Below are 22,160 nucleotides of genomic sequence, written 5' to 3'. Positions count from 1 at the left end.
TGTCAAAATCAAAAACAAAGAGAAAATATCACTTCTTTAACAAAAACAAGCAAAAAACATCGATATTCACTTAAATTTTAACATGGTTTCTACAAGGTTTAAATATACTTAAAATTTTCCAGTGAAAAGCAAATTTAAAATAATTCGTACAGAAAAATAAGGAATAAAATGAACAAATCAATAAAAAATAAAATAAAAAAATAGTGAAGTAATGAAAGATTAAGTTATTTTCCTATATCTTCCACTAATTCTTTTGCATAAGGAGTGATATTCTCATTAAGCATTTTTTCCAAGAACTGACCAGTATATGTTCCAGCCTCGGCAACCTCTTCAGGTGTACCGGTAGCAATTACCTGTCCACCGCCGTCACCGCCTTCAGGACCGAGGTCAATGATATGGTCAGCAGTCTTGATAACATCCAAGTTGTGCTCAATTACAACAACGGAGTTTCCTGCATCGGTCAATCTTGCAAGAACCTCTAAAAGCCTTTTGATATCTGCAAAGTGAAGACCTGTAGTTGGTTCATCCAAAATATACAATGTCTTACCAGTGCTTGTTCTGGAAAGCTCTTTAGCGAGTTTAATCCTTTGCGCTTCCCCACCGGACAATGTTGTTGCAGGCTGACCGATTTTCATGTAGCCCAAACCGACATCATACAATGTCTGAAGCTTTTTGGTGATTTTTGGAATGTTTTCAAAGAATTCCAAAGCCTCTTCAACGGTCATCTCCAATACTTCATAGATGTTCTTACCCTTGTATCTGATGTCCAGGGTCTCTTCATTGTACCTCTTACCGCCACAGACTTCACATGGAACATAAACGTCAGCCAAGAAGTGCATTTCTATCTGAACGATACCGTCACCTGAACATGCTTCACATCTTCCACCCTTAACGTTGAATGAGAATCTTCCAGGCTTGTATCCTCTTGCCTTTGATTCCGGAGTGTTTGCAAACAAATCACGAATGTCAGTGAACACTCCTGTGTATGTTGCAGGGTTGGACCTTGGAGTCCTTCCGATAGGCTTTTGGTCGATTGCAATGACCTTGTCAATGTTTTCAAGCCCTTCAATCTCCTTGTATTTTCCTGCAAACATGAACTTTCTTGACAATTTGCCTTGAGCTCCTTTATAGAGGATTTCATTAATAAGACTGCTTTTACCTGAACCGCTTACACCAGTCACACAGGTGAATTTTCCTAATGGAACCTCAACATCAATGTTTTTAAGGTTGTTCTGTTCTGCACCAATGATTTTTATGAACTTGCCGTTTCCAGGACGCCTTTCCTTTGGAATGTCAATCTTTTTAGCTCTTGAAATGTATTGACCGGTTAATGAGTCAGGATTGTTCATGATATCAATAGGAGTACCTTGAGCGACGACCTTACCACCATGCTCACCTGCACCAGGACCAATGTCGACAACATGGTCCGCTGACAGGATGGTTTCCTCGTCGTGCTCCACTACAACCAATGTGTTTCCCAAATCCTTAAGCCTTTTCAACGCTTCAATAAGCTTGATGTTGTCCCTTTGATGGAGCCCAATACTTGGCTCGTCCAAAATATACAGTACACCAACAAGACCTGAACCTATTTGGGTTGCTAATCTAATCCTTTGTGCTTCCCCACCAGAAAGGGTACCGGATGACCTTGACATGGACAGATAGTCAAGTCCAACTTCAACTAAAAAGCTTAAACGTTCCTTGATTTCCTTTAAAACCTCTTTAGCGATGAAATTTTCCCTTTCTGTCAATTCCAGATCCTGGAAGAACTGATAGGAATCCTTGATTGCCAAGTCACAAACGTCAATGATTGATTTGCCACCAACAGTAACCGCTAAAACTTCAGGCCTTAAACGTTTACCGTCACAGACGTAACATTTCCTGTCGGACATGAATTTTGAAAGGTATTTCCTTGAATAGCTTGACTTGGTTTCAAAGTACAGCCTTTGCATTCTTGGAACGACACCTTCAAACTTACGGTTGACCATGTAGGACTTGTTTCTTCTTTTGAAATTGAATGGAATCTTTTCATCGCATCCGAAAAGAATTGTGTCCTGCTGCTCTTTGGTAAGCTCCTCAAATGGAGTGTCCATGCTGAACTTGAAATGCTTTGAAACCGCATCAAGCATCTGGAAGTAATAGTTCTCCCTTTTTGCGGAACTTGCCCATGGAACAATAGCTCCCTCGTTCAATGTCAGGGACTTGTCCGGAACAACCAAATCGGGGTCGATTTCCATTTTGGAACCGATACCATTACATTCAGGACATGCCCCCTGAGGTGCGTTGAATGAAAACATCCTTGGAGTCAATTCCTCAAAGTTGATTCCGCAGTCAACACACGCAAAGTGTTCTGAATATTTCTTTTCATACTCTTCACCATCCTTATCAAAAAGAACTGTAATCAAGCCTTCAGTGAACTCTGAAGCAGTTTCAAGTGAATCAACAAGTCTTCTTTTAAAGTCAACATCCTTTCTTATCTTAAGCCTGTCAACAACAACATCAATGTTGTGCCTGTAGGTTTTTGCAAGCTGAATGTCCTCATCCAGGTCACGGATTTCACCGTCAACTCTCACCCTTACAAAACCCTTGTTTCTGAGATCTTCCAGGACATCCTTGAATTGTCCTTTCTTGTCCCTTACAACAGGAGACAATATCTGGATTTTAACCCCTTCACCCTCTTCGATGATGGACTCACCAATTTGTCCAATGGTTTGCTGTGAAATTTCCTTTCCACAGTTAGGACAGTGAGGTATTCCTATTCTTGCAAATAATAATCTTAGATAATCATAAATTTCTGTAATTGTACCTACAGTAGATCTTGGATTTTCCCTTGTGGTCTTTTGGTCTATTGAAATAGCCGGAGACAAACCTTCGATTGATTCCATTTCAGGCTTTTTCATCTGACCCAAAAATTGCCTTGCATAAGCAGATAATGATTCGACATATCTACGCTGTCCTTCAGCATAAATTGTATCAAAAGCCAGGGAAGACTTTCCAGACCCACTTAAACCGGTAATAACAATGAACTCATCACGAGGCACACTCACATCAATGTCTTGCAGATTATGCTCACGTGCACCCTTGATGACAATCTGTTTTTTATCAGTGTCTGCCATAGTACTCTCCTAAATTTTGTTATATAATATTAGAACAAACTACTTTATAAAGTATTTTAGAGAGCATATAAAAAAAGAAAAAAAGAATACTAAATTTGAGGTATTCTTTCATTAACATTTTGACGAGCCCAATTAGTGCCCATACTGGAGTAAAAATTATTTACTTTATTTTTAGTTGATTTGCTTAAGGAATATTTGAGCTTAACAATCAATCCGGAAGTATCATAGTTATTGAAACATGACTTCATATACTTCACGGTCAGCCATTTGGTTGGAATTCCATGACTTCCATGATCGTAATCCCCTGAAGGATTGCCCACCAATACCTTTTTGCCGTCTTTGCTTATGTCCAATATAGAAACATAATGTCCCCAAGTATGGAATACTAAAGCACATCCACCCTTCTTGAGTTTTTTCAATGCTTTAGAAAAAGAACTCTTGTAATAAATACTGCATTTGAAATGGCATTTTTCCAAAGCCTTCTTAAGGCCCTTAGTACTTGAACCGTCTGCAGGAGTGGTATCACCCTTGGATGTGATGTACTTTTCACAGTAATAGTTTCTTAAAGCCTGGCTGCACATACTGCAGGAAGTCGGTCCGCAAGTGTAACCGGTATTCTGCACATCCCTTACCTCAGGATAGGTATATGACTTTCCATTAAGTGAGACAGTTACTTCCTTCGGCCAGTATCCATTTTTGTTCTTTTTAACAATTTTGGTATTTATAGCTCTTTCAATCACATTCCACTTTTCTCTTTTGATGATATGATTCAACTTTGGCTCAGCCTTGGATTTGAAGAAAGTGAATTTGCTTAATTTTTTATTCAAGTATAAACAACGACTATCACGCTTAATGACCTTGGTGTATTGTGCCTTTGTTAATGTATAAGACATGTCACCATCAGCCATCACATAACTTCCTGTCATGTAATCTACATCAGGAACTCCATTTCTTAATGGAATTTTTGATTTTAAAGGACTTTTAGGATCCCCTTTAATGCCTGTGACCTGTTTTGAAGCGGATGAATCTCCACTTTTTCCATCTCCACCGAATTTCACAGTTACAGATAACTTACCGTTGCCAGCATAAGGTTTGAAAACCACAATTCCTTCGGAATTAGTCTTTTTAGTGTAAGTCTTACCTTTTATTGTGACAGTGACTTTCTTATTGGCGATTGCTGAGTGTTCATTACTTTTTAGATAAATCCTCAAATAACCATTGGTCAAAAGTATAGAATTTCCAATCACCACTGATGTTGATGCGAGAACTGTAACAGTGATTGTTTTTGAAACGGCCTTATAATACTCATCACCCGCATAGCTGATTTTTAATGAGTATTTGCCTGAAAGCAACTTAATTTCAAATCCTGCACTACCTTTTGAATTGGTAGTGTCAGTGTATGTCTTACCATTGATTTTGAAAGTTATCTTTTCGCCATCCAATTTATTTCCATACATATCATTCAAGATGGAATAAAAATTATTCCCATAGACTACAGTAGTGTCTTTAGGAGTGATTTCAGTGTCGATTTTTAAAACATCAATGTCGAATGTCTGATTGACTTCGTCATAATCATCATCTCCGAGGAACAACACCTGCAAAACATAACTTTTTGATGGTAAATCAACTTTTAAAATAGCTGCACCATTATCATCAGTTAATAGAGAATGTGCATTATTATTCACAATTGCAGTTAAGTTTTTATTTGCTAAAGATTCATTATTTGAATTTTTAAGTGATATTTCGATTGATTCTCCTGTAACAACCTCAGACGAATTAATGAAAATACTTGGAGATTGCTTTGTTATTACAATCTCATCATCACTTAACTTATCGGAATTATCAATAGATACACTCGAATCCTCCTCATCAAGTCCTATTGAATTATCTGTTGTATTGATGTCACTTGCACTTACAACAGAAATAAACAAAACAGATAAAATAAATAACAATAATGAAAATTTAACATGATTTGTTGAAATTGACATCATAATTATATTGTAAAATAAGATATAAAAAGGTTAACATTAATTATTTGTCAAAACCTTTTAATGCATAAAGTTTGTTTCTCAATTCTGCGGCCCTTTCAAAGTCAAGCCTTGCAGCAGCCTCTTTCATGTCCTTTTCAAGGTCCTTGATTAACAAGCGAAGTTCATCTTTAGGCATATTATCAACTTCCGCACCTGTAAGGCCCTTATATTTCTCTTCTTCATCAGCAAGTTTTTCTTTTAAGGTTCTTTGGGTGGTTTTTGGAGTTATTCCATGAACTTCATTATATTTCATTTGCAGCCTGCGCCTTTTTAGTGTGGTGTCATATGCCTTTTGAACTGAATCGGTCATGTCGTCCACATACATTATAACACGGCCGTTAACGTTTCTTGCGGCACGACCTATGGTTTGTATCAGGGAAGTCTCATTTCTTAAAAATCCTTCCTTATCTGCATCCAAAATGGCCACCAGGGACACTTCAGGCAAGTCCAAACCTTCCCTTAAAAGGTTTACACCAACCAATACGTCAAATTTGCCTCTTCTCAAATCATCAACGATTTCAATCCTTTCCAAAGTGTCGATTTCTGAGTGCATGTACCTCACTTTAACACCAATTCTTGCATAATAATCAGTCAAATCCTCTGCCATACGTTTAGTCAATGTAGTAACGAGAATCCTCTCGTCCTTCTCGGCAGTAATCTTAACCTCCTTAAGCAAGTCTTCAACCTGACCTGTGACAGGCCTTATGAGAACTTCAGGATCAACCAAACCGGTAGGCCTGATAATCTGCTCAACAACATTGCGGGATTTAGCAAGCTCGTATTGACCTGGGGTCGCTGAGACATAAATGACTTGATTCACTGATGATTCAAACTCATCAAATCTCAAAGGACGGTTTTCCTTAGCGGAAGGCAACCTGAAACCATGTTCTACCAAAGTCTCCTTACGGGCTCTGTCCCCATTATACATTCCCCTTATCTGAGGAACGGTCACATGGGACTCGTCAATGATAGTTAAAAAGTCATCCGGGAAATATTTTAAAAGAGAATATGGTTTTTCTCCCCATTCCCGTCCGGACAGATGCATGGAATAGTTTTCTACACCAGGACAATACCCCATTTCACGCAGCATTTCAATATCAAAACGGGTTCTTTGTTCTAGTCTTTGGGCTTCCAGCAATTTGCCCATTGCATTTAACTCTGACAGTCTTTCATCCAGCTCATGAGTGATTTTGGATATTGCAGTATCCATCTTGTCTTGGCCAACAACAAAGTGCTTTGCAGGGAAAATCATGTATCTTTGAAGTGATTCCTGTTTTTTGCCTGTGACTTTATCGATTAAACTGATTGCATCGATTTCATCACCAAATAGTTCAATTCTGATTGGCGGTGTTCCATGTACGGGATTTATTTCTATAACATCCCCACGCACCCTGAATTGACCTCTGTCAAATTCAATATCGTTACGTTCGTATTGCATGAATACCAAACGGGCAAGGATTTCTGACCTGTCGTAAATATCTCCAACGCTAATTCCAAAAGCGAATTCTCCATAATCCTCAGGCGAACCGATACCATAGATACAGCTCACACTGCTCACAACGATAACGTCATCCCTTGAAAGCAGGGATTGTGTTGCGGAGTGTCTCATTATATCTATATCATCATTGATTGACGCTTCCTTATCAATGAAAGTATCCGTTCTTGGCACATAGGCCTCAGGCTGATAATAGTCATAATAACTAACAAAATATTCGACGGCATTATCTGGGAAAAATTCCTTAAATTCCTCATACAATTGTGCTGCCAAAGTTTTGTTGTGTGAAATGACGAGAGTAGGTTTTTGGACTTTTTCAATGACATTTGCCATTGTAAAAGTCTTTCCTGAACCTGTTACTCCCAAAAGAGTTTGTTCTTTCACACCATTATTAATTCCTTCAGCTAAAGAGTTAATGGCTTTTGGTTGATCACCTAATGGTTTGTAAGGTGATTTTAGCTTGAATTCCTTCATAATATCTAATTTGAAATTGTTACATTGAAGCTGACATGAGTGTAGCTAGGAGAACAGCATGGAGTGACCCTTTGGTCCCTAACAACGAGTTGTCCATAGCCTTTCAAGTCTTTTTCCAGATCTCTAATCACGTTTGGAATTACTTCAGTATTGAAAACCTTAAGAGATCCTAGAAAGACTGTCTTTGCGGCCATATTCATTACAGATATGTTTTCAACAACATCCGGTTCGGAGTATTTTACCAAAATATTATTTGATTTATCTATAAGTTCCTTTTTGATAGCTTCTTTATCCATTTTTATTCCCTCAATGCATCTGCAATTGCTTTTGCAATAGATACACGTGAAGTGTCAGAAGATAAACTGTTTGTTCCAATAATCTTGTTAGCTCCAGCCTCATATATTCTGGTTGCACCGTTATTGGTCAATATTGGGTGAACACAACATACATCCACGGATGATGCTCCGTATTGTTTCAATATTTTAATTGCATTAACAATAGTTCCGCCGGTAGCTATAATGTCATCGACAATTACAGCGTGCATTCCCTTAACGGAATCCACATTAACAGTGTTGTCACTTTCACTATCGCATCTAACGTCAACAATTTTTGTTTCTACTTTGTCTGGTCCTAAACGCACTTTTGTCAAGTATGTGCAGTCACAGCCAATGATTTCTGAAATTTCCTGAGCAAAACCGTATGCGCCCTTATCCGGAGCGATAATCAATGGTTTGTCTCCTCCTTTTCTAAAGAATTTTTTGTCAAGGTATTCTGCAATAGCAGGCATGGCTGAGATGTTTCTGGCAGGGATGTCAAAGAAGTTCAATACACATTCTTCGTGAATGTTGAATGTGATGAATTCATCCGCACCGGCAGCCTGAATAAGGTTACAGACAATTTTGGCTGAAATTGTTTCACCAGGATTGAAACGTTTTTCCTGCCTTGCATAACCGAGATATGGAACAACTACTCTTACTTTTTTAGCTCCCAAATCCTTAAGGTTGGAAATCATGAATAATAATTCCATCAAATTTTCATCCTGAGGGTAACCGGTTGATTGAATGACAGTAACTTCATCTTCAACTTCGCCAGTAATTCTTAAATACCTTTCTCCATCTGGAAATTTCTTAGTTTCAACATAACATAATTCTTCTCCAAGTTCACGAGCAACATGCGCTGCTAAGTCTTGGGAAGATGAACCGCCTATAATCACATTATCACCAAAATTTTTATGTAGATATATTTGTTGTTGGTAATTAAAAAAGTTAAGTATTAATATAAGATGTATCATAAAAAACTAATCATGAACAAAATACATTTGATATTACTGGCTATAGTAGCAATAATCGTAGTGTTTTTAGCTGCAACCCTTGCAAGCCCAATGCTGATTGTTGCTGAGGATTCCACGGAAGATGCTAGTATAGACATGGCTGCAAAGTTTTCTCTAAGCGGTTTTGAATGGGTCTATCCTGGAAGTTCCGTAAATGCGGAGGGACAAACATTACACAATGTGCATTTAAATCATCCCGAAGATCCTTATGGAGCTGCTCGTGACATCATTACATATTCCTATGGTTATACTCCACACATTATCGTTAGCGTAAACAACGACGGTGCTCAGGCAATTTTCGGTACCAGCATTGTTGATGACATACGTGCAAATGACGCATACAACGGATATGCAGGTAACGATAACGTTCCGGGAACAATGTCAAGAGGAGACGCTATGGACACCGCAATGACCAATAACGGAATGAACATATTTGAAATTCCAATACAAATCTTAATGGGAAATATCAGATTTATATTTGTATAATTTCCCAATTTTCTTTTTTTAATGCAACATCACATAAAATGATAATCCAACACCAATTAAAGATATAACCAGTTGAATTATACCGTGCTTTCTAATTGTCGGATGTCTTGATTGGACAAGATAAAACGGCATGAAAAACCCAAAGAATGTAAACACTCCCAAATGAGTGTTTTTAGCAATCAATCCAACGATTACCCCACTCCATGATAAAAAAATAGTAACTATATAAGACAATATGACTGCCTTTTGATTGATTTTCACATCTTCCGGCCTAAAGACTATAAAGTTTTTCGGCTGAACCCCCTCGATAAGAGGATTGCCGCACTTGGCACAGAAATCATATTCATCCTGATTTACAAATCCGCATTTTTCACATTGTCTTGTCATTAGTTAAAATTAACATTTCCTGATATAAATTATTTTTCCAATATCACTGCAACTTCCCTGAAAGGACGGTTCAAATAATCAACATTATTGATTTCATCGAAGTACCTGAATCCCAGCTTTTCCAAAACCCTCTTTGATGCCTCATTTTCCTTTTTATATGAAGCGTAAATTCTTTCGATGTTTAAATCATCAAATGCCCTTTTAATCAACATATTTGATGCCTCAGTTGCATATCCTTTTCCCTGATGCTCCTCAGCTATCCAGTAACCCAGTTCAGCGGAACCTTCTCCCCACCAATGGTTTCCATCGGGATGAATCAAAAGTTCCACACAACCGATAGGAACATCACCAACAGTTACGGCATAACATTCTTTTCTCTGAAAAATTGTTCTGATAATATTTAAACTGAATTCAACACTTTCATGAGGAGGCCAGCCTGCAATAGGACCAATATTCGGATTTTTTGCAAAATGATAAAGGCATTCAGCGTCGGATTCCCTCCAATGCCTTAATTTTAGACCTGTCATTGATTAGAGTTTGTTTTAAATCATTATAAATTTAATCAAAAAATCACACAATTTAATAACAAGAAGAGACATATATATTATCATGAAAGTCAAAGACGGAATCGTGGGTTTAATAGTTGGGGACGCATTAGGCGTGCCTGTTGAGTTTTCATCAAGATATGCACTCATGGAACATCCTGTAACACGCATGGAAGGTTATGGAACTTATAATATGCCTCCTGGAACATGGTCTGATGATTCAGCGATGACCATAGCCACAATGCACAGTATCGTTCAAAAACACGGCATTGATTATGATGACATGATGGATAAATTTCTAGAATGGGCAAAATATGCAAAGTATCTTCAAGTAGATAAAACTTTTGACATCGGTGCAACAACATCAAGTGCAATATTCCGATATGATAATGGAACACCTGCATTGGAATCAGGACGCAGTGGTGATAGAGATAACGGTAACGGGTCCCTTATGAGAATACTTCCATTAGCCTACATCAAGGATATAGATTACGAGACCATTGAAAATGTCTCAGGACTGACACATGCCCATCCAAGGTCCAAAATTGCATGCGTTTTATATATTGAAATGGCAAAATCAATGCTTGAAAATGAAAATCTGCCAATGGAAGATCATATTTTTTCAGCATGCGACAAAATCAAAAAACACTACAAGGACTCCCCAGAACTCATTCATTTTGAGAAAATATTCAACAATGACCTGGATGACATTAGCGGCAAGGGGTATGTGATTTCCACTTTTGAAGTTGTTGTCCACTGCCTATTGACCACCGACAATTATGCGGATGCAGTCCTTAAGGCAGTGAATATCGGTGGCGACACTGACACCAATGCTGCAATTTGTGGAGGGCTTGCTGGAATTTATTACGGTTATGATTCAATCCCTATAGATTGGCTTATTGAAATTGATGAACTTGAGAAAGTGCTTTCATTATGTGAAAAGTTCGAGGTGATATGTGATGAATCTTAGTGAAACTATTAAAAATATTAGGGCTACATGCAATAATTATGTAGACCCTGATTTGCTCGCTTTTATTATTGACGATGACAACTACATGGGGACAAATAACATCCTTGAAATCGAGGGTTATGACATCCAAAAGAACGATTCATACGAAGATCGCCTCCTAAAAATAGCTAAAAAGGAAAATATTTTTCTGCCTATTGGAATGATGACATTCATGCCCATACTGAATGAATGCGACATATTCTCCGTAGAAGATTATAATTTACAGTTAACCCAAGAGGAATTTGACAAATACAGCGATGAAGAAGAGAAATTATTCGGAATATTGATTAAAAAAGATTCAAACGAATATATCATTGGAAAAACAGATGTCTGTAGCTGCAGTGTTGACGCTTCCTTTGAAGAACTTGAAAAAACAGAATCAGAGTTTTATAAAAAAATTAAAGAAATAATAGATAGCAAAGTTATCTATTAATAAAATTTCTTTTTATACTTTCCCACATCGCTTGTTCTTCGCCGCAACCGGTCATGATTATAGTTTCATATTTGGACTCTTTAGCCAATTCAGTTAATTTTTCAATCCTTTTATCCATTTCCTCATAATCCAATGGATAGAAATCGGCTGTTTCAAAGTCTTTTTTGATTATTTCATAATACTCTCTAGCCTTATCGATGGATTTTCTTCCAGGAACTACAATCACATGGTCAGGATTCAAGCTTTTAACAACTTCATACTGATCACGGAAAATATCATCCTCATACTCATCGGGAGTTGTGAAAATGAATTCAACTGAATCCTTACAGTATGGCTTAATGAACATTGCATTTACTTTTACTGCATCCCCATTGTCCCCTTGACCTATTCCGATATGCTTATTATCATATGAAATAATTTCAAACCTTCCAGGTGGAATGAATGACATGTCAAGGTTATCAAAAATATTTTTAACTGATTTTTCAATATTTTCAACCTTAGGTGTGAAAGACGCATAAGCTGTAATGGACGCCAAGGTGTTATAGATATTATGCAGACCAAATGGCGGAACATTTAGCTCTAAACTGAATTGGACATTTTTAGAAATAGCATAATTATACAGATCCCCTTCAATTGACAGTTTCCATGAGTCAGGATTCAATTCGGCACCAACTAATTTTACATTTGGTTCAGGACGTTTAAATCCACATTCACAGGAATAGAATCCTCTATGATTTAAGAAATTATGTGAATATTTTAGTATTTCACCACAATTAGGACATTTGATTGGTTTGCTGTCAAAATCTTCAATATCAGTAATGTTGATACCGAAATAATTTACATGAACATCTTTCTCTTTATTTAAACCTATTAATGCGGTTCTAGGGTCATCACAATTTGCAACAATAACTCCCCTTTTCATTTCCTTAGACAATAAAGTTTTAGCGCTATAGTAAGCCAAAAATGAATTTTTAACATTATTAACTTGAGAATGTTCAGGAGAAATTGTAGTGTAAACAACACCCACGGGGTCAATTAATTTTTGAACTTTATCCGGAATACCGAACTCCTTGTTACGAATACCATATTCAAAAACGCCTAAGTCACCATCCTGCTTTAACATTGCTGTGAGAATTGAATGAATAGTATTATTTTCATAACTTCTTCTGATTTGGACATCCTGAGAAATTAATTTAATCAATAAAGTGGTAGTTGTAGTCTTACCGTTAGTACCGGTAACCAATATAGAACCATATTTAAGTTCACTAGCCAATGAAGAGATTGATTCATTATCTCCTACCCGTGAAAATACATATCCCGGAATGTTTCCCCCTCCACCAGGTCCAACTTTAGACAAGAGTGAAGCGGATTTACCTGATGCCTTTGCAATACTCAATCTTAACTTGTCCAACATATTATAAAGTTATTATAAGATATTATATTTAAAAGTTGTTAGTAAAAAAAGTAAATTTTGTAAAAAATAAGTATGATAAAAAAAACAAGAAAAATCCAACTTAGTTAGTAGTTGGATTATTTACACCTGTCTGCGGAACTTTTTCTGCAACTTTGGAACCGATGTTTTTCATTTTTTCAATTAGTTTATCCTTGTTGGACCCACTAATCAAGATATTTTCTAAAACATCACTCAAAGTTTCAGTTGGAATGATTTCAATCATGTCCTCATATTTTTTCTCAATCATAACATCTTTCAAGTTAGATTTAGGAATCAATACCTTTTTCATTCCAGCTTCTGCAGCCGCTTCGATTTTAGCGGTTGCCCCACCTATAGGCATTACATCTCCACGCACGTTAAGGGAACCAGTCAATGCAACAGTCTGATCGATTGGAATCTCTTCGATTGCTGAGATTACTGCAGTTGCGATACTTACACTAGCGGAGTCACCTTCAACACCATCATAGGTCTGGATGAACTGAACGTGAATGTCATAATTGGAAATATCTTTGTTGGTGTATTTCTTAATCAATGCACTTACGTTTTGAACTGACTCTTGTGCAATTTCACCTAACTTACCAGTAGCGATGATTTGACCACCGTTTTTGGATTGTGTCGGTGCGGCTTCTGCTGCGATAGGTGATACAATACCACTTCTATCTCCAATTACTGCAAGACCATTTACAAGACCAACTCTTCCACCTTCAGCGGAAACCATACTGTAGTCTTTTCTTTGTAAGATTGATCTGTCAGCGATTTGCTGTTCAAGAGTTCTTGCAAATCTTTTAGCTTCAAACACATGTTCTGCGGTTACAAGTTCTGCACCTTTTTCGATAGCTACATCCCCAGCAGACCTTACTAATCCACCTAAGTCCCTGAGTCTTAAGGTCAACGCATTTTGCTTACCTGATCTTCTTTTTGCTTCCATGATGATTTCATCCAATGCATCTGGAGCAAAGTGAGGAATTCTTCCGTCGTTTTTGACTTCTTGAGCTACGAATTGCACCAATTTTTCTCTGTTTTCGGTAGTGTCTTCCATATAGTCTTTCATGAAAACCTCGTAACCGTATCCTCTGATTCTTGATCTCATTGCAATGTGCATTCCTTCCAAGACCTGAAGGTTTCCGGATGCTACAAGCACAAAGTCACATGGAACTGCTTGGGATCTTACCATAGCACCACTTGAGTTTTCACTTTGACCTGTGATTGCATATTTTTTCTCTTGCATAGCAGACAATAATTCCTGTTGGGTTTTCATACTCATTGTACCGATTTCGTCAATGTATAAAACTCCACGGTTAGCTTTGTGAATCATTCCTGCTTCCACACGTTCATGTGCAGGTGTGCCTAACCCACCGGATTGGTATGGGTCGTGACGTACGTCACCTAATAACGCTCCAGCGTGAGCACCGGTCGCATCCATGAATGGTGCAAACCTGGACTCTTCATTGTTTACCAACAATTTTGGAGACATGTTATTGCTTTTAGGCTTTATTTGAATTGAAATAAGTAAAATTAATGCTGCTGCAATAATTGATTCCAGCAATCTTCCGTACATAAATCCTATTACCAGAATTCCTCCAATTGCAAACATTGTAATAATGGTTTTTCTTTCTTCATGGCCTTTTGCTGAGCCTTTTGTTGCCCTTACTATTTTTTTACCTTCTCCAGCAGGGACTGTTCTTACTAATGGGTGGTTGTTGTCTTCCATATTAGGATATACTAATACATCTTGAAGAGTTTCATGAGGCAAGATTTGAGCCATACCTTTAGCAAGCATTGATTTTCCAACACCAGGGTCTCCAATAAGCAAAACGTTCCTTCTTTGTTTTGCCGCTTTTTTAATTGTCTCTATGGATTCCTCATGTCCAATAACTTGATCGATTAATAAAGGTGGAACTTCAATATCTTGTGAGCTTTTAATATTATCATAATCTAACATAGGTTTTGTTTCTTCACCAGCATCAGTTTGAGCAGTTTCTGGTTCAGTAGTTACATCTATAGAAGAATCTTCAATTGATTCTTGTTCTTCAAATTTCATTAACAAACCTCACTTCTTTTAAAATTCATCATTAAACAATTAAGTTTCAAATACTATATAAATATTTATTAAATTCAATTTATATAAAAAGTTTTCTATTTTAGTAAATAAAAGTAACTAAAAGAATTTTGATTTTAACAGTGCACTGAAAATATATGAAAAAATTTAAGGAAAAGTTTTCATGAAATGCTTAATGGAATTGGCAACCTGACCAGGTTTTTGTCTCCAAATCGCATGAGTGGTTCCCTCAAAATCATTTTCAAGTACGAATGAGTTTTTAACATTATTTCGAATATAATCAACCGCTTCCATCGAATATAGGGGTTCATCAGGCATTATATACAAAAATGGAACTGTAATCTTTTCAATTGCCGGACGTTGGTCACATCTGAAAAGTGAAAACCAAAGACTTGCCATAACAAATGGATCTGTTGCCTTGCCGTATGCTTCGGCCAACTCATTCTGCTTTTCTAAAGGAATGTCCAAAAGGCTTTTGTCCATGATGTTTTTAGTAATGTAGAATGCAGCATGTCCGACATCATCAAAAATGCGGTCAAAATCCCTCATGAAGTCCTCATCACTCCATTCCCCCATTGCAATGCCACCTTTCCAATCGTTATTGCGCATATAAGGAGACATATCTGAAGCAACAATCCTCTTAATCCTGTCACACCCAAACTGGTTGACATAGCTGTAGATTGTCACAGCCCCCATCGAATGGCCAATTAGAGTAACATCATCCAAATTCAATTTGCTGATAATCTCATGCAGGTCCTTTCCCAAACGTTCAACGTTCATGTGGACTGTTGGTTTATCCGAATAGCCATGACCTCTCTGATCATATAAAATTACCCTAAAATCAAATCTGAACTCTTTATAAAACGATTCGTTGATAGTGTGAGATGAATTTAGTCCATGACAGAAAATTAACGCTTCACCATCACCACTGTCATCATAGTACAATTTTACCCCATCATCAACAGTAATATATGACATGAGACACCTCAATTAAAAAAAATAGCGATGCATTATGGAAATTGAAAATAGATAAGCTCAGCAGAATCTAAATACAAAATCATTTGTTTTTACAACATCCGAAAAAGAAGTTCTTAATCTTTTTTGAAGTTGATTTCTTATCTTTCTCGATTTTTGCATCTCTTTCATGCAAATGTTTTCTGGCTTCAACCATACTATCCATAATATCACCTTCAATATATTATAATGCATTCAACCTATTTAAATATTAGGCATGCCAAAAACATGCAAATAACGAGATAATGTTAATTTCATATCAATTGAAAATTAATTTTAATAAAAACATCATATTCAATAAAAATATAATTTAAAAACCTTATATAAATAAATTAAAAATTTAAAGAAAATATAGACAATAATATATACTATTAATTATTAAATTAAATATTACAAGATGAATTTTCAATAATTTATTCTTGTTAATCGATTTGTTGTATGGAGTATCAAATCAGTTTTTTATTATAGTATTAAATAATTATTAAAAACCCCGAATATATGATGCACTGTCCATACTTCAAATACGATTAAGTTTAACTAATTTTGAAATTATTTATAGCATTAATGCAATAATTTTATACATGACAAACTGTATCATGGTTCAAGGAACATCATCCAATGCTGGAAAAAGTATGCTTGTGGCGGCATTATGTAGAATTTACAAGAATAGAGGATATAAGGTGGCCCCTTTTAAATCCCAAAACATGTCACTGAACTCATACACCACAAAGGAGAACGGTGAGATAGGAATTGCACAAATGCTACAGGCTGAAGCGGCAATGGTCGAACCAAGCATACACATGAATCCTGTTTTGCTAAAACCAAAGGGAGATTTCACATCAAATGTCATAATTCAGGGAAAATCCATCGGAAACATGAACTTCTACGATTACCAGCACAAGTACCACGATACAGCATTCAATGCCATCAAGGAAAGTTTCAAGATATTGTCCGACGAATATGATGTTATAATCATTGAGGGTGCAGGATCACCTGCAGAAATCAACATGCGTGACCAAGACATAGCAAATATGGAAATCGCACACCTTGCAGATGCAAATGTCATCCTGATAGCAGACATTGAGATGGGAGGAGTCTTTGCGGCAATAGCCGGAACATATGTGCTTCTGGATGATTACGACAGGTCTCGCCTAAAGGCAACAGTCATCAACAAGTTCAGAGGAAATCTTGACATCCTAAAGCCTGGACTTGACAGGATTGAGGAAATTACTGGAGAACCTGTTCTTGGAGTGTTACCATATGATGAAACCTTAAAATTGCCCGAAGAGGATTCAGCTTCCCTAACCACACACGTGTTTGCAGAGGACAAGGACATTACCATCGGAGTTATCCGACTTCCTAAGATAGCCAACTTCACAGACATAGACCCATTCGAATACGAAGAGGACGTTGCACTTAAGATGATTAGAGTTAACGATGAAATCGGCGATGTTGATGCGTTAATTATTCCTGGAACCCGTAACTCAACTGAAGACATGTATGCACTTCGCGAAAGCGGATTGGCAGACAAGATTGTTGAAAAATCCCAGGAAATTCCAGTCGTTGGAATCTGCGGAGGCTTGCAGATTTTGGGAAACGTGATTCATGATGATGAAAAGCGCGAATCAAAGCATGGTACACTTGACGGATTGGGATTGCTTGACATTGAATCCAACTTCTCAAGAGCAGAAAAGATTGTGACACAATCAGAAGCTACAATCCCTGAAGAGATTGAAGGCCTTGCCGGAGAGATATTTAAAGACATTGCAGGAGAAAAAGTTACCGGATATGAAATCCATGAGGGAACAACAGAGCTTAAATCAGCAAGTGCTCTTTTAGATATCCAAAAAGGCCAAGGAAATAATGATGATGGAGTCATTGACGGTGCCTCCAACGGAAATGCATTTGCGACATACTTCCATGGAATATTCCACAACTACAACTTCAGAAGGGAATTTTTAAATTACATCCGTGTCAAGAAAGGACTGGAAGCCAAATATGGTGACGATCCTTACGAAACACAGAAGGACTATTCTCTAAACAGACTAGCCGAAATCGTTGAAGAGCACCTGGACATGGATATTATTGATAAATTATTGTTTGATGAATAATTTATCTAAATCTTATTTTTTGTGTGTTTTGCCCACACTTTTTCATTATCGCTGGCTGAAACCTTGTTGTCAGCCATTACACCAACCAAGTCATGAGCGACATAAGGCTCTTCAAGATAACCTATATCCTCACTAGTTAATTTTAAATCGACTGAATTTACAGCACCTTCAACGTGATGGAGCTTTGTAGCACCAACTATTGGAGATGTGACTTTTGTCTGAAGCCATGCAAGTGACACCTCAGTCATTGACACGTCATAATTGCCTGCCAGCTCATGGACCCTTTTGATGATTTCAGCATCTTGAGCTTCGGTTGACTGATATTTCAGTTTTGCGTAGAAGTCTTCCTGCATCCTTTTGGAATCCTCTCCAGGAAGCCTTGACAATCTTCCTGATGCAAGTGCACTGTAGGGTGTTGTTGCAATGTTGTCCGCTGCACATAATGGCATCATCTCACGTTCCTCTTCCCTGAAAATCAGGTTGTAATGGCCTTGAATTGATACGAACTTTGCAAACCCTTCGCTTTCAGCAAGTGCATTTGCCTTTGCAAGCTGCCATGCAAAACAGTTTGATATACCGATATATTTGACCTTGCCCTCTTCAATAACCTCATTCAAACCTTCAAGAATGTCATACAGTGGAGTTTTGTAGTCCCACATGTGATATATGTACAAATCAATGTAGTCAAGTCCAAGGTTTTCAAGGCTCTTGTTGACGAAGTTGTGGATGTGCTCCTGGCCTGAGACATTGTTCTTTATTTCATCCTCTGATCTTGGCAGGAACTTGGTTGCAACAACCACATCTTCCCTTGTGGCATTTTCACGGATTGCCTTTCCAACATACTGCTCTGATGTTCCATTCTGATATCCGATTGCAGTATCATAGAAATTTATTCCATTATCAAGACCGTTTGTAATTATTTCAATAGATTCTTTTTCAGGCAAGGTCCATGTGTGCATTCCGTTTTTGGGATCGCCGAATCCCATACAACCCATACATACACGACTTACCTTTAAATTTGAGTTTCCAAGTTGAGTATATTCCATTTTCACACCTTTCTCATCACATAAAATACATAACTATAATCATCAGTGTTTCTTCTGTAAGTTTCAATTTCTTTTCTTATTTGATTAACAAATTCTTTTGCGGATTTATCTCCGCTTAACGAATTCAAGTTCTTCTCCAATCCATTATGATAATCTTTCCAATCATTTTTCGGCACAACCACATAATCAATGAACTCGTATCCGAGATTTCGAATCTGTGAAATCTTGTTTTCAATTGTGTCCACTTCGGAGTAGATGTTTTTCCAGAATTGCCTGCTTTCAGATGACGGATTTCTAAGCCATGTGACATCGGATACAATCATATAACCGTTCGGCTTCAAAAGCCTCTTCCATTCTGCCAAACCCTTTTTAAATCCGATTATTTCGATTGCAGCCTCGCAAAACACCAAGTCAAATTCCTCATTTGCAAAGTCAGGATCTCTCATGTCCATTTGGTATGCATAGACCCTATCAGACAGACCGTTCTCATCAATCTTTTCTTCTAGATTATTCTTGTAATGCTCGAACATGTCGAATCCTTCAACTGTTGATTTTTCAAAGTGATTTGCAAGAAGCACTGTTGATGTTCCGACTCCACAGGCGATGTCCAGTATGTTCAGCTCATCGTCCCTATCCAAATCAACATTATCGATTACCCTCAATGTTGTTTCCTCACTACCTGGAGACAATCTGTCCAAATCCCTGTATGCAGCATAGAAGTATAATGGTATTTCCATAATACTAGATTAAACCGCATAATTTAAAAACTTTAACCAAGAAATTTAGGTATACCAAAATTGAGGTGAAAATCATGATTGTAGATGTAAAAGCAACAAACAAAAACAGTGGCGAAGTGATTTCATACAAACTTGAAGGCGATTCCGATGCAGGTTTCACATATGAAGGAACCCATATGCAGGAAGTGGCCGACAACAAAATCAGAGAAGTCAACAACAGCCTAATTCTACTTGGCTCTCCACTTTACACAATCAAATCCGGTCAAAGCGAAAAGATTGACGCAATGACATTCGACATTGAAATCACAGCAGAATAATTCTGCTCCTCTTTTTATTTTTAAAAAAGAAAGGAAAAGAAATTATTTCATTTCCTTTTCCCAAATTCTTATTGTATTGACATTGGCCTTATCAGCCAACTCTTCCATTGTTTTTATCTCATCATCACTTAACTCTATGTTTACAGCTTCAGCGGCATCCTCAACATGATGGACTTTTGTTGCACCGATGATTGGAAGGGTGCCTTTTGCAATTGCCCATGCAATAGGAAGCTGTGCGACCTTTACATCATGAGCTTCGGCAATTTCTGCAATTGCCTTGTTTAGCTCTTCAATTTCAGCAAGACTTCCTCCGTATGCATTTGCCCTGTCTGATCCTTCAGGGAAAGGATTTTTGGTGTCGTACTTGCCTGATAATGCTCCTTGCTCCAATACCATGTATGAGAAAAAGACTATGTCGTTTTCCTTACAGTAGTCAAGGATTCCTGAGTCTTCAGATGAGCGGTTCAATAGGCTGTAATGGTTTTGAACTGCACCTAGTTTCAATCCTGCCTCTTTCAGTATTTCATTAGCCTCCTTGATTTCAGCAAGGTTGTGATTTGAAACACCAATCATCTTGATATCATGCTCTTTTGCGGTTTCGACCAATTTTTTGGTCCAGTCAGGAGCTCCTACAGGATTGTGAATCCAGAAGATGTCAATTTCGTCAACCCCCAATATTTTAGCACTGTTTTCATACATTGAGGTGACCTCGTTTGCTTCAAACATCTCAGCAAGCTGGGGAGTGAACTTGGTTGAAATCACATAGTCATCCCTATCTGAAGTCCTTAAAAATTCACCTAAAACCTCTTCGGACTTTCCCATTCCGTATACATAAGCGGTATCCCAAAGGTTAAGTCCCATTTCCATTGCCTTGTCATATATTGGCTTTAAATCCTCACTTTTATGCTCATTTCCGAATGTTCCGTCATTACCCCATGCCCAAGCACCGAGAGCAATTTTTGGAAGTGTGTCTTTAAATGTCATGTTTAATTATTTCAAAAAATGAATATAAAAAGTTAAAGTGACGGCTATGACACCTATTATTTAAAATAAGAAAAAATAGAAATATTTAAACAATATGACATACTTTGATTTTGAACTAACACACTGTCCGGTTGAACTGTCCCTTGACATGATAAACAGAAAATGGGTGCTGCAGATTATCTGCGACATGTTTTTTGGAAAAACACGATTTTCCGAATTTCAAGAGGGAAGGCCAGAATTATCCAATAAGGCATTATCCAGAAGTTTACGCTTCATGGAGGAGCAAGACCTGATTAAAAAGGTTGAGGACGAGTACTTTTTAACAGACAAGGGAAAGTCACTGAACAAGGTCATTTATGATTTGGTTGAATTCACCCTTGACAACAATAAAGACCTATACAACGAAGAGACTATTATAAAGGCAAAGGACGGCTTTAAAAAGCAATTATTAAAATAATTTTACAAATTCATTCATTTACCTAATCAACCAGATTGTCTATCATATCAAAAAGTTCGCCATATCTTTCAAAAAGATTTTCAAATTCATCATCATTTTTGGACATTAATACCATCTTAAGCTGGTTGTCATTTTTAGAGATTTTCACAAGATCTGACTCGGAACTATCATCAATCAATGATTTGATCTCATTGTATTTCTCTTCAGTCAGGTTATGCCTTCTGTGATGGTTCAATAAGTCCATTGCATGAAAAAGACCATTGTCAAGCCTATCAATGCATGAGGACAGTTTGATTTTTGTTACCATATAATATGGAGCCTCAATCTTGTCCCTGCGAAGCACGATTGACATTTTTGATATCACGTGGTCATCGCTGCAATTTTCATTTATGAATCTGATTAATTGAAACTGTTTTATGTTTGCGTCACTATTCAAGAAATTCATGTTGATATATTGTCTTTATAAATATTTAACATTATTGTGCAAGAATTCTCCGGCTTCTTTAAGCCGGGAGATGAATTGCACTTTTAAGGGGGTTTGTTGAATTTTTAGAATTTTTTTTGCAAAATAAAAAAAATATGCAGTATTACTTTCCAAATGCTCTTAGATAAACTCTATTTATTATAAATGTATATAAGTTGATATAAGAAAAAGAAAACATATTTTTTTTTTGAAGATT

General features: G+C 37.2%; 21 protein-coding genes. 6 read left to right on the top strand and 15 right to left on the bottom strand.

Going from position 1 to position 22,160, the window contains the following annotated elements; all coding sequences use genetic code 11:
- Positions 1 to 224 precede the first annotated feature (224 nt).
- From uvrA to ILA26_RS05275, 5 genes are all read right to left on the bottom strand, one after another.
- Complete coding sequence (uvrA, locus tag ILA26_RS05295) at positions 225 to 3,113, bottom strand: excinuclease ABC subunit UvrA (RefSeq protein ID WP_292894969.1); 2,889 nt, start codon at positions 3,111 to 3,113, stop codon at positions 225 to 227.
- 89 nt (positions 3,114 to 3,202) lie between these two features.
- Positions 3,203 to 5,101 (bottom strand): cysteine peptidase family C39 domain-containing protein, encoded by a 1,899-nt coding sequence (locus tag ILA26_RS05290; RefSeq protein ID WP_292894967.1) that lies wholly within the window; start codon positions 5,099 to 5,101, stop codon positions 3,203 to 3,205.
- Between the two features lie 43 nt (positions 5,102 to 5,144).
- A complete protein-coding gene (gene uvrB / locus ILA26_RS05285) occupies positions 5,145 to 7,112 on the bottom strand; it encodes an excinuclease ABC subunit UvrB (RefSeq protein ID WP_292894965.1) in 1,968 nt (655 codons plus the stop codon).
- Positions 7,113 to 7,117: 5 nt separating this feature from the next.
- Entirely contained in the window at positions 7,118 to 7,408 is a 291-nt protein-coding gene (locus tag ILA26_RS05280; RefSeq protein ID WP_292894962.1) for a hypothetical protein, read from the bottom strand.
- Positions 7,409 to 7,410: 2 nt separating this feature from the next.
- Positions 7,411 to 8,325, bottom strand: a complete 915-nt coding sequence (locus ILA26_RS05275) for a ribose-phosphate diphosphokinase (RefSeq protein ID WP_292894959.1) — start codon at positions 8,323 to 8,325, stop codon at positions 7,411 to 7,413.
- A gap of 90 nt (positions 8,326 to 8,415) precedes the next feature.
- Between ILA26_RS05275 and ILA26_RS05270 the strand changes: the two genes are divergently transcribed.
- Positions 8,416 to 8,928 carry a hypothetical protein gene (locus tag ILA26_RS05270; protein ID WP_292894956.1) on the top strand — a complete coding sequence of 171 codons (513 nt, stop codon included), beginning with the start codon at positions 8,416 to 8,418 and terminating at the stop codon, positions 8,926 to 8,928.
- Between the two features lie 18 nt (positions 8,929 to 8,946).
- Here the strand turns inward: ILA26_RS05270 and ILA26_RS05265 are convergent, their stop codons facing one another.
- Together ILA26_RS05265 and ILA26_RS05260 are read right to left on the bottom strand one after the other, a co-directional pair.
- Positions 8,947 to 9,315: a zinc ribbon domain-containing protein gene (locus ILA26_RS05265; protein ID WP_292894953.1), complete on the bottom strand. Its 369-nt coding sequence runs from the start codon at positions 9,313 to 9,315 to the stop codon at positions 8,947 to 8,949.
- Between the two features lie 29 nt (positions 9,316 to 9,344).
- Positions 9,345 to 9,842 (bottom strand): GNAT family N-acetyltransferase, encoded by a 498-nt coding sequence (locus tag ILA26_RS05260; RefSeq protein ID WP_292894950.1) that lies wholly within the window; start codon positions 9,840 to 9,842, stop codon positions 9,345 to 9,347.
- 82 nt (positions 9,843 to 9,924) lie between these two features.
- Here ILA26_RS05260 and ILA26_RS05255 point away from each other — a divergent pair, with 82 nt between their 5' ends.
- Together ILA26_RS05255 and ILA26_RS05250 are read left to right on the top strand one after the other, a co-directional pair.
- Positions 9,925 to 10,830, top strand: a complete 906-nt coding sequence (locus tag ILA26_RS05255; protein WP_292894947.1) for an ADP-ribosylglycohydrolase family protein — start codon at positions 9,925 to 9,927, stop codon at positions 10,828 to 10,830.
- A complete protein-coding gene (locus ILA26_RS05250) occupies positions 10,820 to 11,302 on the top strand; it encodes a hypothetical protein (protein WP_292894944.1) in 483 nt (160 codons plus the stop codon). The genes ILA26_RS05255 and ILA26_RS05250 overlap by 11 nt, the downstream gene beginning before the upstream one ends.
- Here the strand turns inward: ILA26_RS05250 and ILA26_RS05245 are convergent.
- The 4 genes from ILA26_RS05245 to ILA26_RS05230 all read right to left on the bottom strand — a co-directional run bounded on the left by ILA26_RS05245 (position 11,292) and on the right by ILA26_RS05230 (position 15,994).
- A complete protein-coding gene (locus ILA26_RS05245; RefSeq protein ID WP_292894942.1) occupies positions 11,292 to 12,716 on the bottom strand; it encodes a Mur ligase family protein in 1,425 nt (474 codons plus the stop codon). The genes ILA26_RS05250 and ILA26_RS05245 overlap by 11 nt on opposite strands.
- 100 nt (positions 12,717 to 12,816) lie before the next feature.
- Positions 12,817 to 14,697 carry an ATP-dependent protease LonB gene (lonB, locus tag ILA26_RS05240; protein ID WP_292894972.1) on the bottom strand — a complete coding sequence of 627 codons (1,881 nt, stop codon included), beginning with the start codon at positions 14,695 to 14,697 and terminating at the stop codon, positions 12,817 to 12,819.
- Between the two features lie 264 nt (positions 14,698 to 14,961).
- The gene (locus ILA26_RS05235) at positions 14,962 to 15,792 is read right to left on the bottom strand and encodes an alpha/beta hydrolase (protein WP_292894939.1); all 831 of its coding nucleotides are present in this window, start codon (positions 15,790 to 15,792) and stop codon (positions 14,962 to 14,964) included.
- A gap of 79 nt (positions 15,793 to 15,871) precedes the next feature.
- On the bottom strand, positions 15,872 to 15,994 hold the full coding sequence (locus ILA26_RS05230; RefSeq protein ID WP_292894936.1) for a hypothetical protein: 123 nt from the start codon (positions 15,992 to 15,994) through the stop codon (positions 15,872 to 15,874).
- Positions 15,995 to 16,409: 415 nt separating this feature from the next.
- On the opposite strand from ILA26_RS05230, the gene cobQ reads away from it, so the two are divergent.
- Entirely contained in the window at positions 16,410 to 17,939 is a 1,530-nt protein-coding gene (gene cobQ / locus ILA26_RS05225) for a cobyric acid synthase CobQ (protein WP_292894933.1), read from the top strand.
- Between the two features lie 5 nt (positions 17,940 to 17,944).
- On the opposite strand, the gene ILA26_RS05220 is transcribed toward cobQ, so the two are convergent.
- Both ILA26_RS05220 and ILA26_RS05215 read right to left on the bottom strand, forming a co-directional pair.
- Positions 17,945 to 18,985, bottom strand: a complete 1,041-nt coding sequence (locus ILA26_RS05220) for an aldo/keto reductase (RefSeq protein ID WP_292894930.1) — start codon at positions 18,983 to 18,985, stop codon at positions 17,945 to 17,947.
- A gap of 2 nt (positions 18,986 to 18,987) precedes the next feature.
- A complete protein-coding gene (locus ILA26_RS05215; protein WP_292894927.1) occupies positions 18,988 to 19,722 on the bottom strand; it encodes a class I SAM-dependent methyltransferase in 735 nt (244 codons plus the stop codon).
- Positions 19,723 to 19,796: 74 nt separating this feature from the next.
- Between ILA26_RS05215 and ILA26_RS05210 the strand changes: the two genes are divergently transcribed.
- Positions 19,797 to 20,039, top strand: a complete 243-nt coding sequence (locus ILA26_RS05210; RefSeq protein ID WP_292894924.1) for a hypothetical protein — start codon at positions 19,797 to 19,799, stop codon at positions 20,037 to 20,039.
- A 42-nt stretch (positions 20,040 to 20,081) separates the two neighbouring features.
- On the opposite strand, the gene ILA26_RS05205 is transcribed toward ILA26_RS05210, so the two are convergent.
- Positions 20,082 to 21,023, bottom strand: a complete 942-nt coding sequence (locus ILA26_RS05205; RefSeq protein ID WP_292894921.1) for an aldo/keto reductase — start codon at positions 21,021 to 21,023, stop codon at positions 20,082 to 20,084.
- Positions 21,024 to 21,117: 94 nt separating this feature from the next.
- Here ILA26_RS05205 and ILA26_RS05200 point away from each other — a divergent pair, with 94 nt between their 5' ends.
- The gene (locus tag ILA26_RS05200; RefSeq protein WP_292894918.1) at positions 21,118 to 21,480 is read left to right on the top strand and encodes a helix-turn-helix domain-containing protein; all 363 of its coding nucleotides are present in this window, start codon (positions 21,118 to 21,120) and stop codon (positions 21,478 to 21,480) included.
- 22 nt (positions 21,481 to 21,502) lie between these two features.
- Here ILA26_RS05200 and ILA26_RS05195 read toward each other — a convergent pair whose 3' ends face one another.
- The gene (locus tag ILA26_RS05195; protein ID WP_292894915.1) at positions 21,503 to 21,925 is read right to left on the bottom strand and encodes a hypothetical protein; all 423 of its coding nucleotides are present in this window, start codon (positions 21,923 to 21,925) and stop codon (positions 21,503 to 21,505) included.
- Positions 21,926 to 22,160: the final 235 nt, after the last annotated feature.

The sequence above is a fragment of the Methanobrevibacter sp. genome (assembly GCF_017940815.1).
Classification (GTDB): domain Archaea; phylum Methanobacteriota; class Methanobacteria; order Methanobacteriales; family Methanobacteriaceae; genus Methanocatella.
This window is presented reverse-complemented; position numbering and strand designations above follow the sequence as displayed.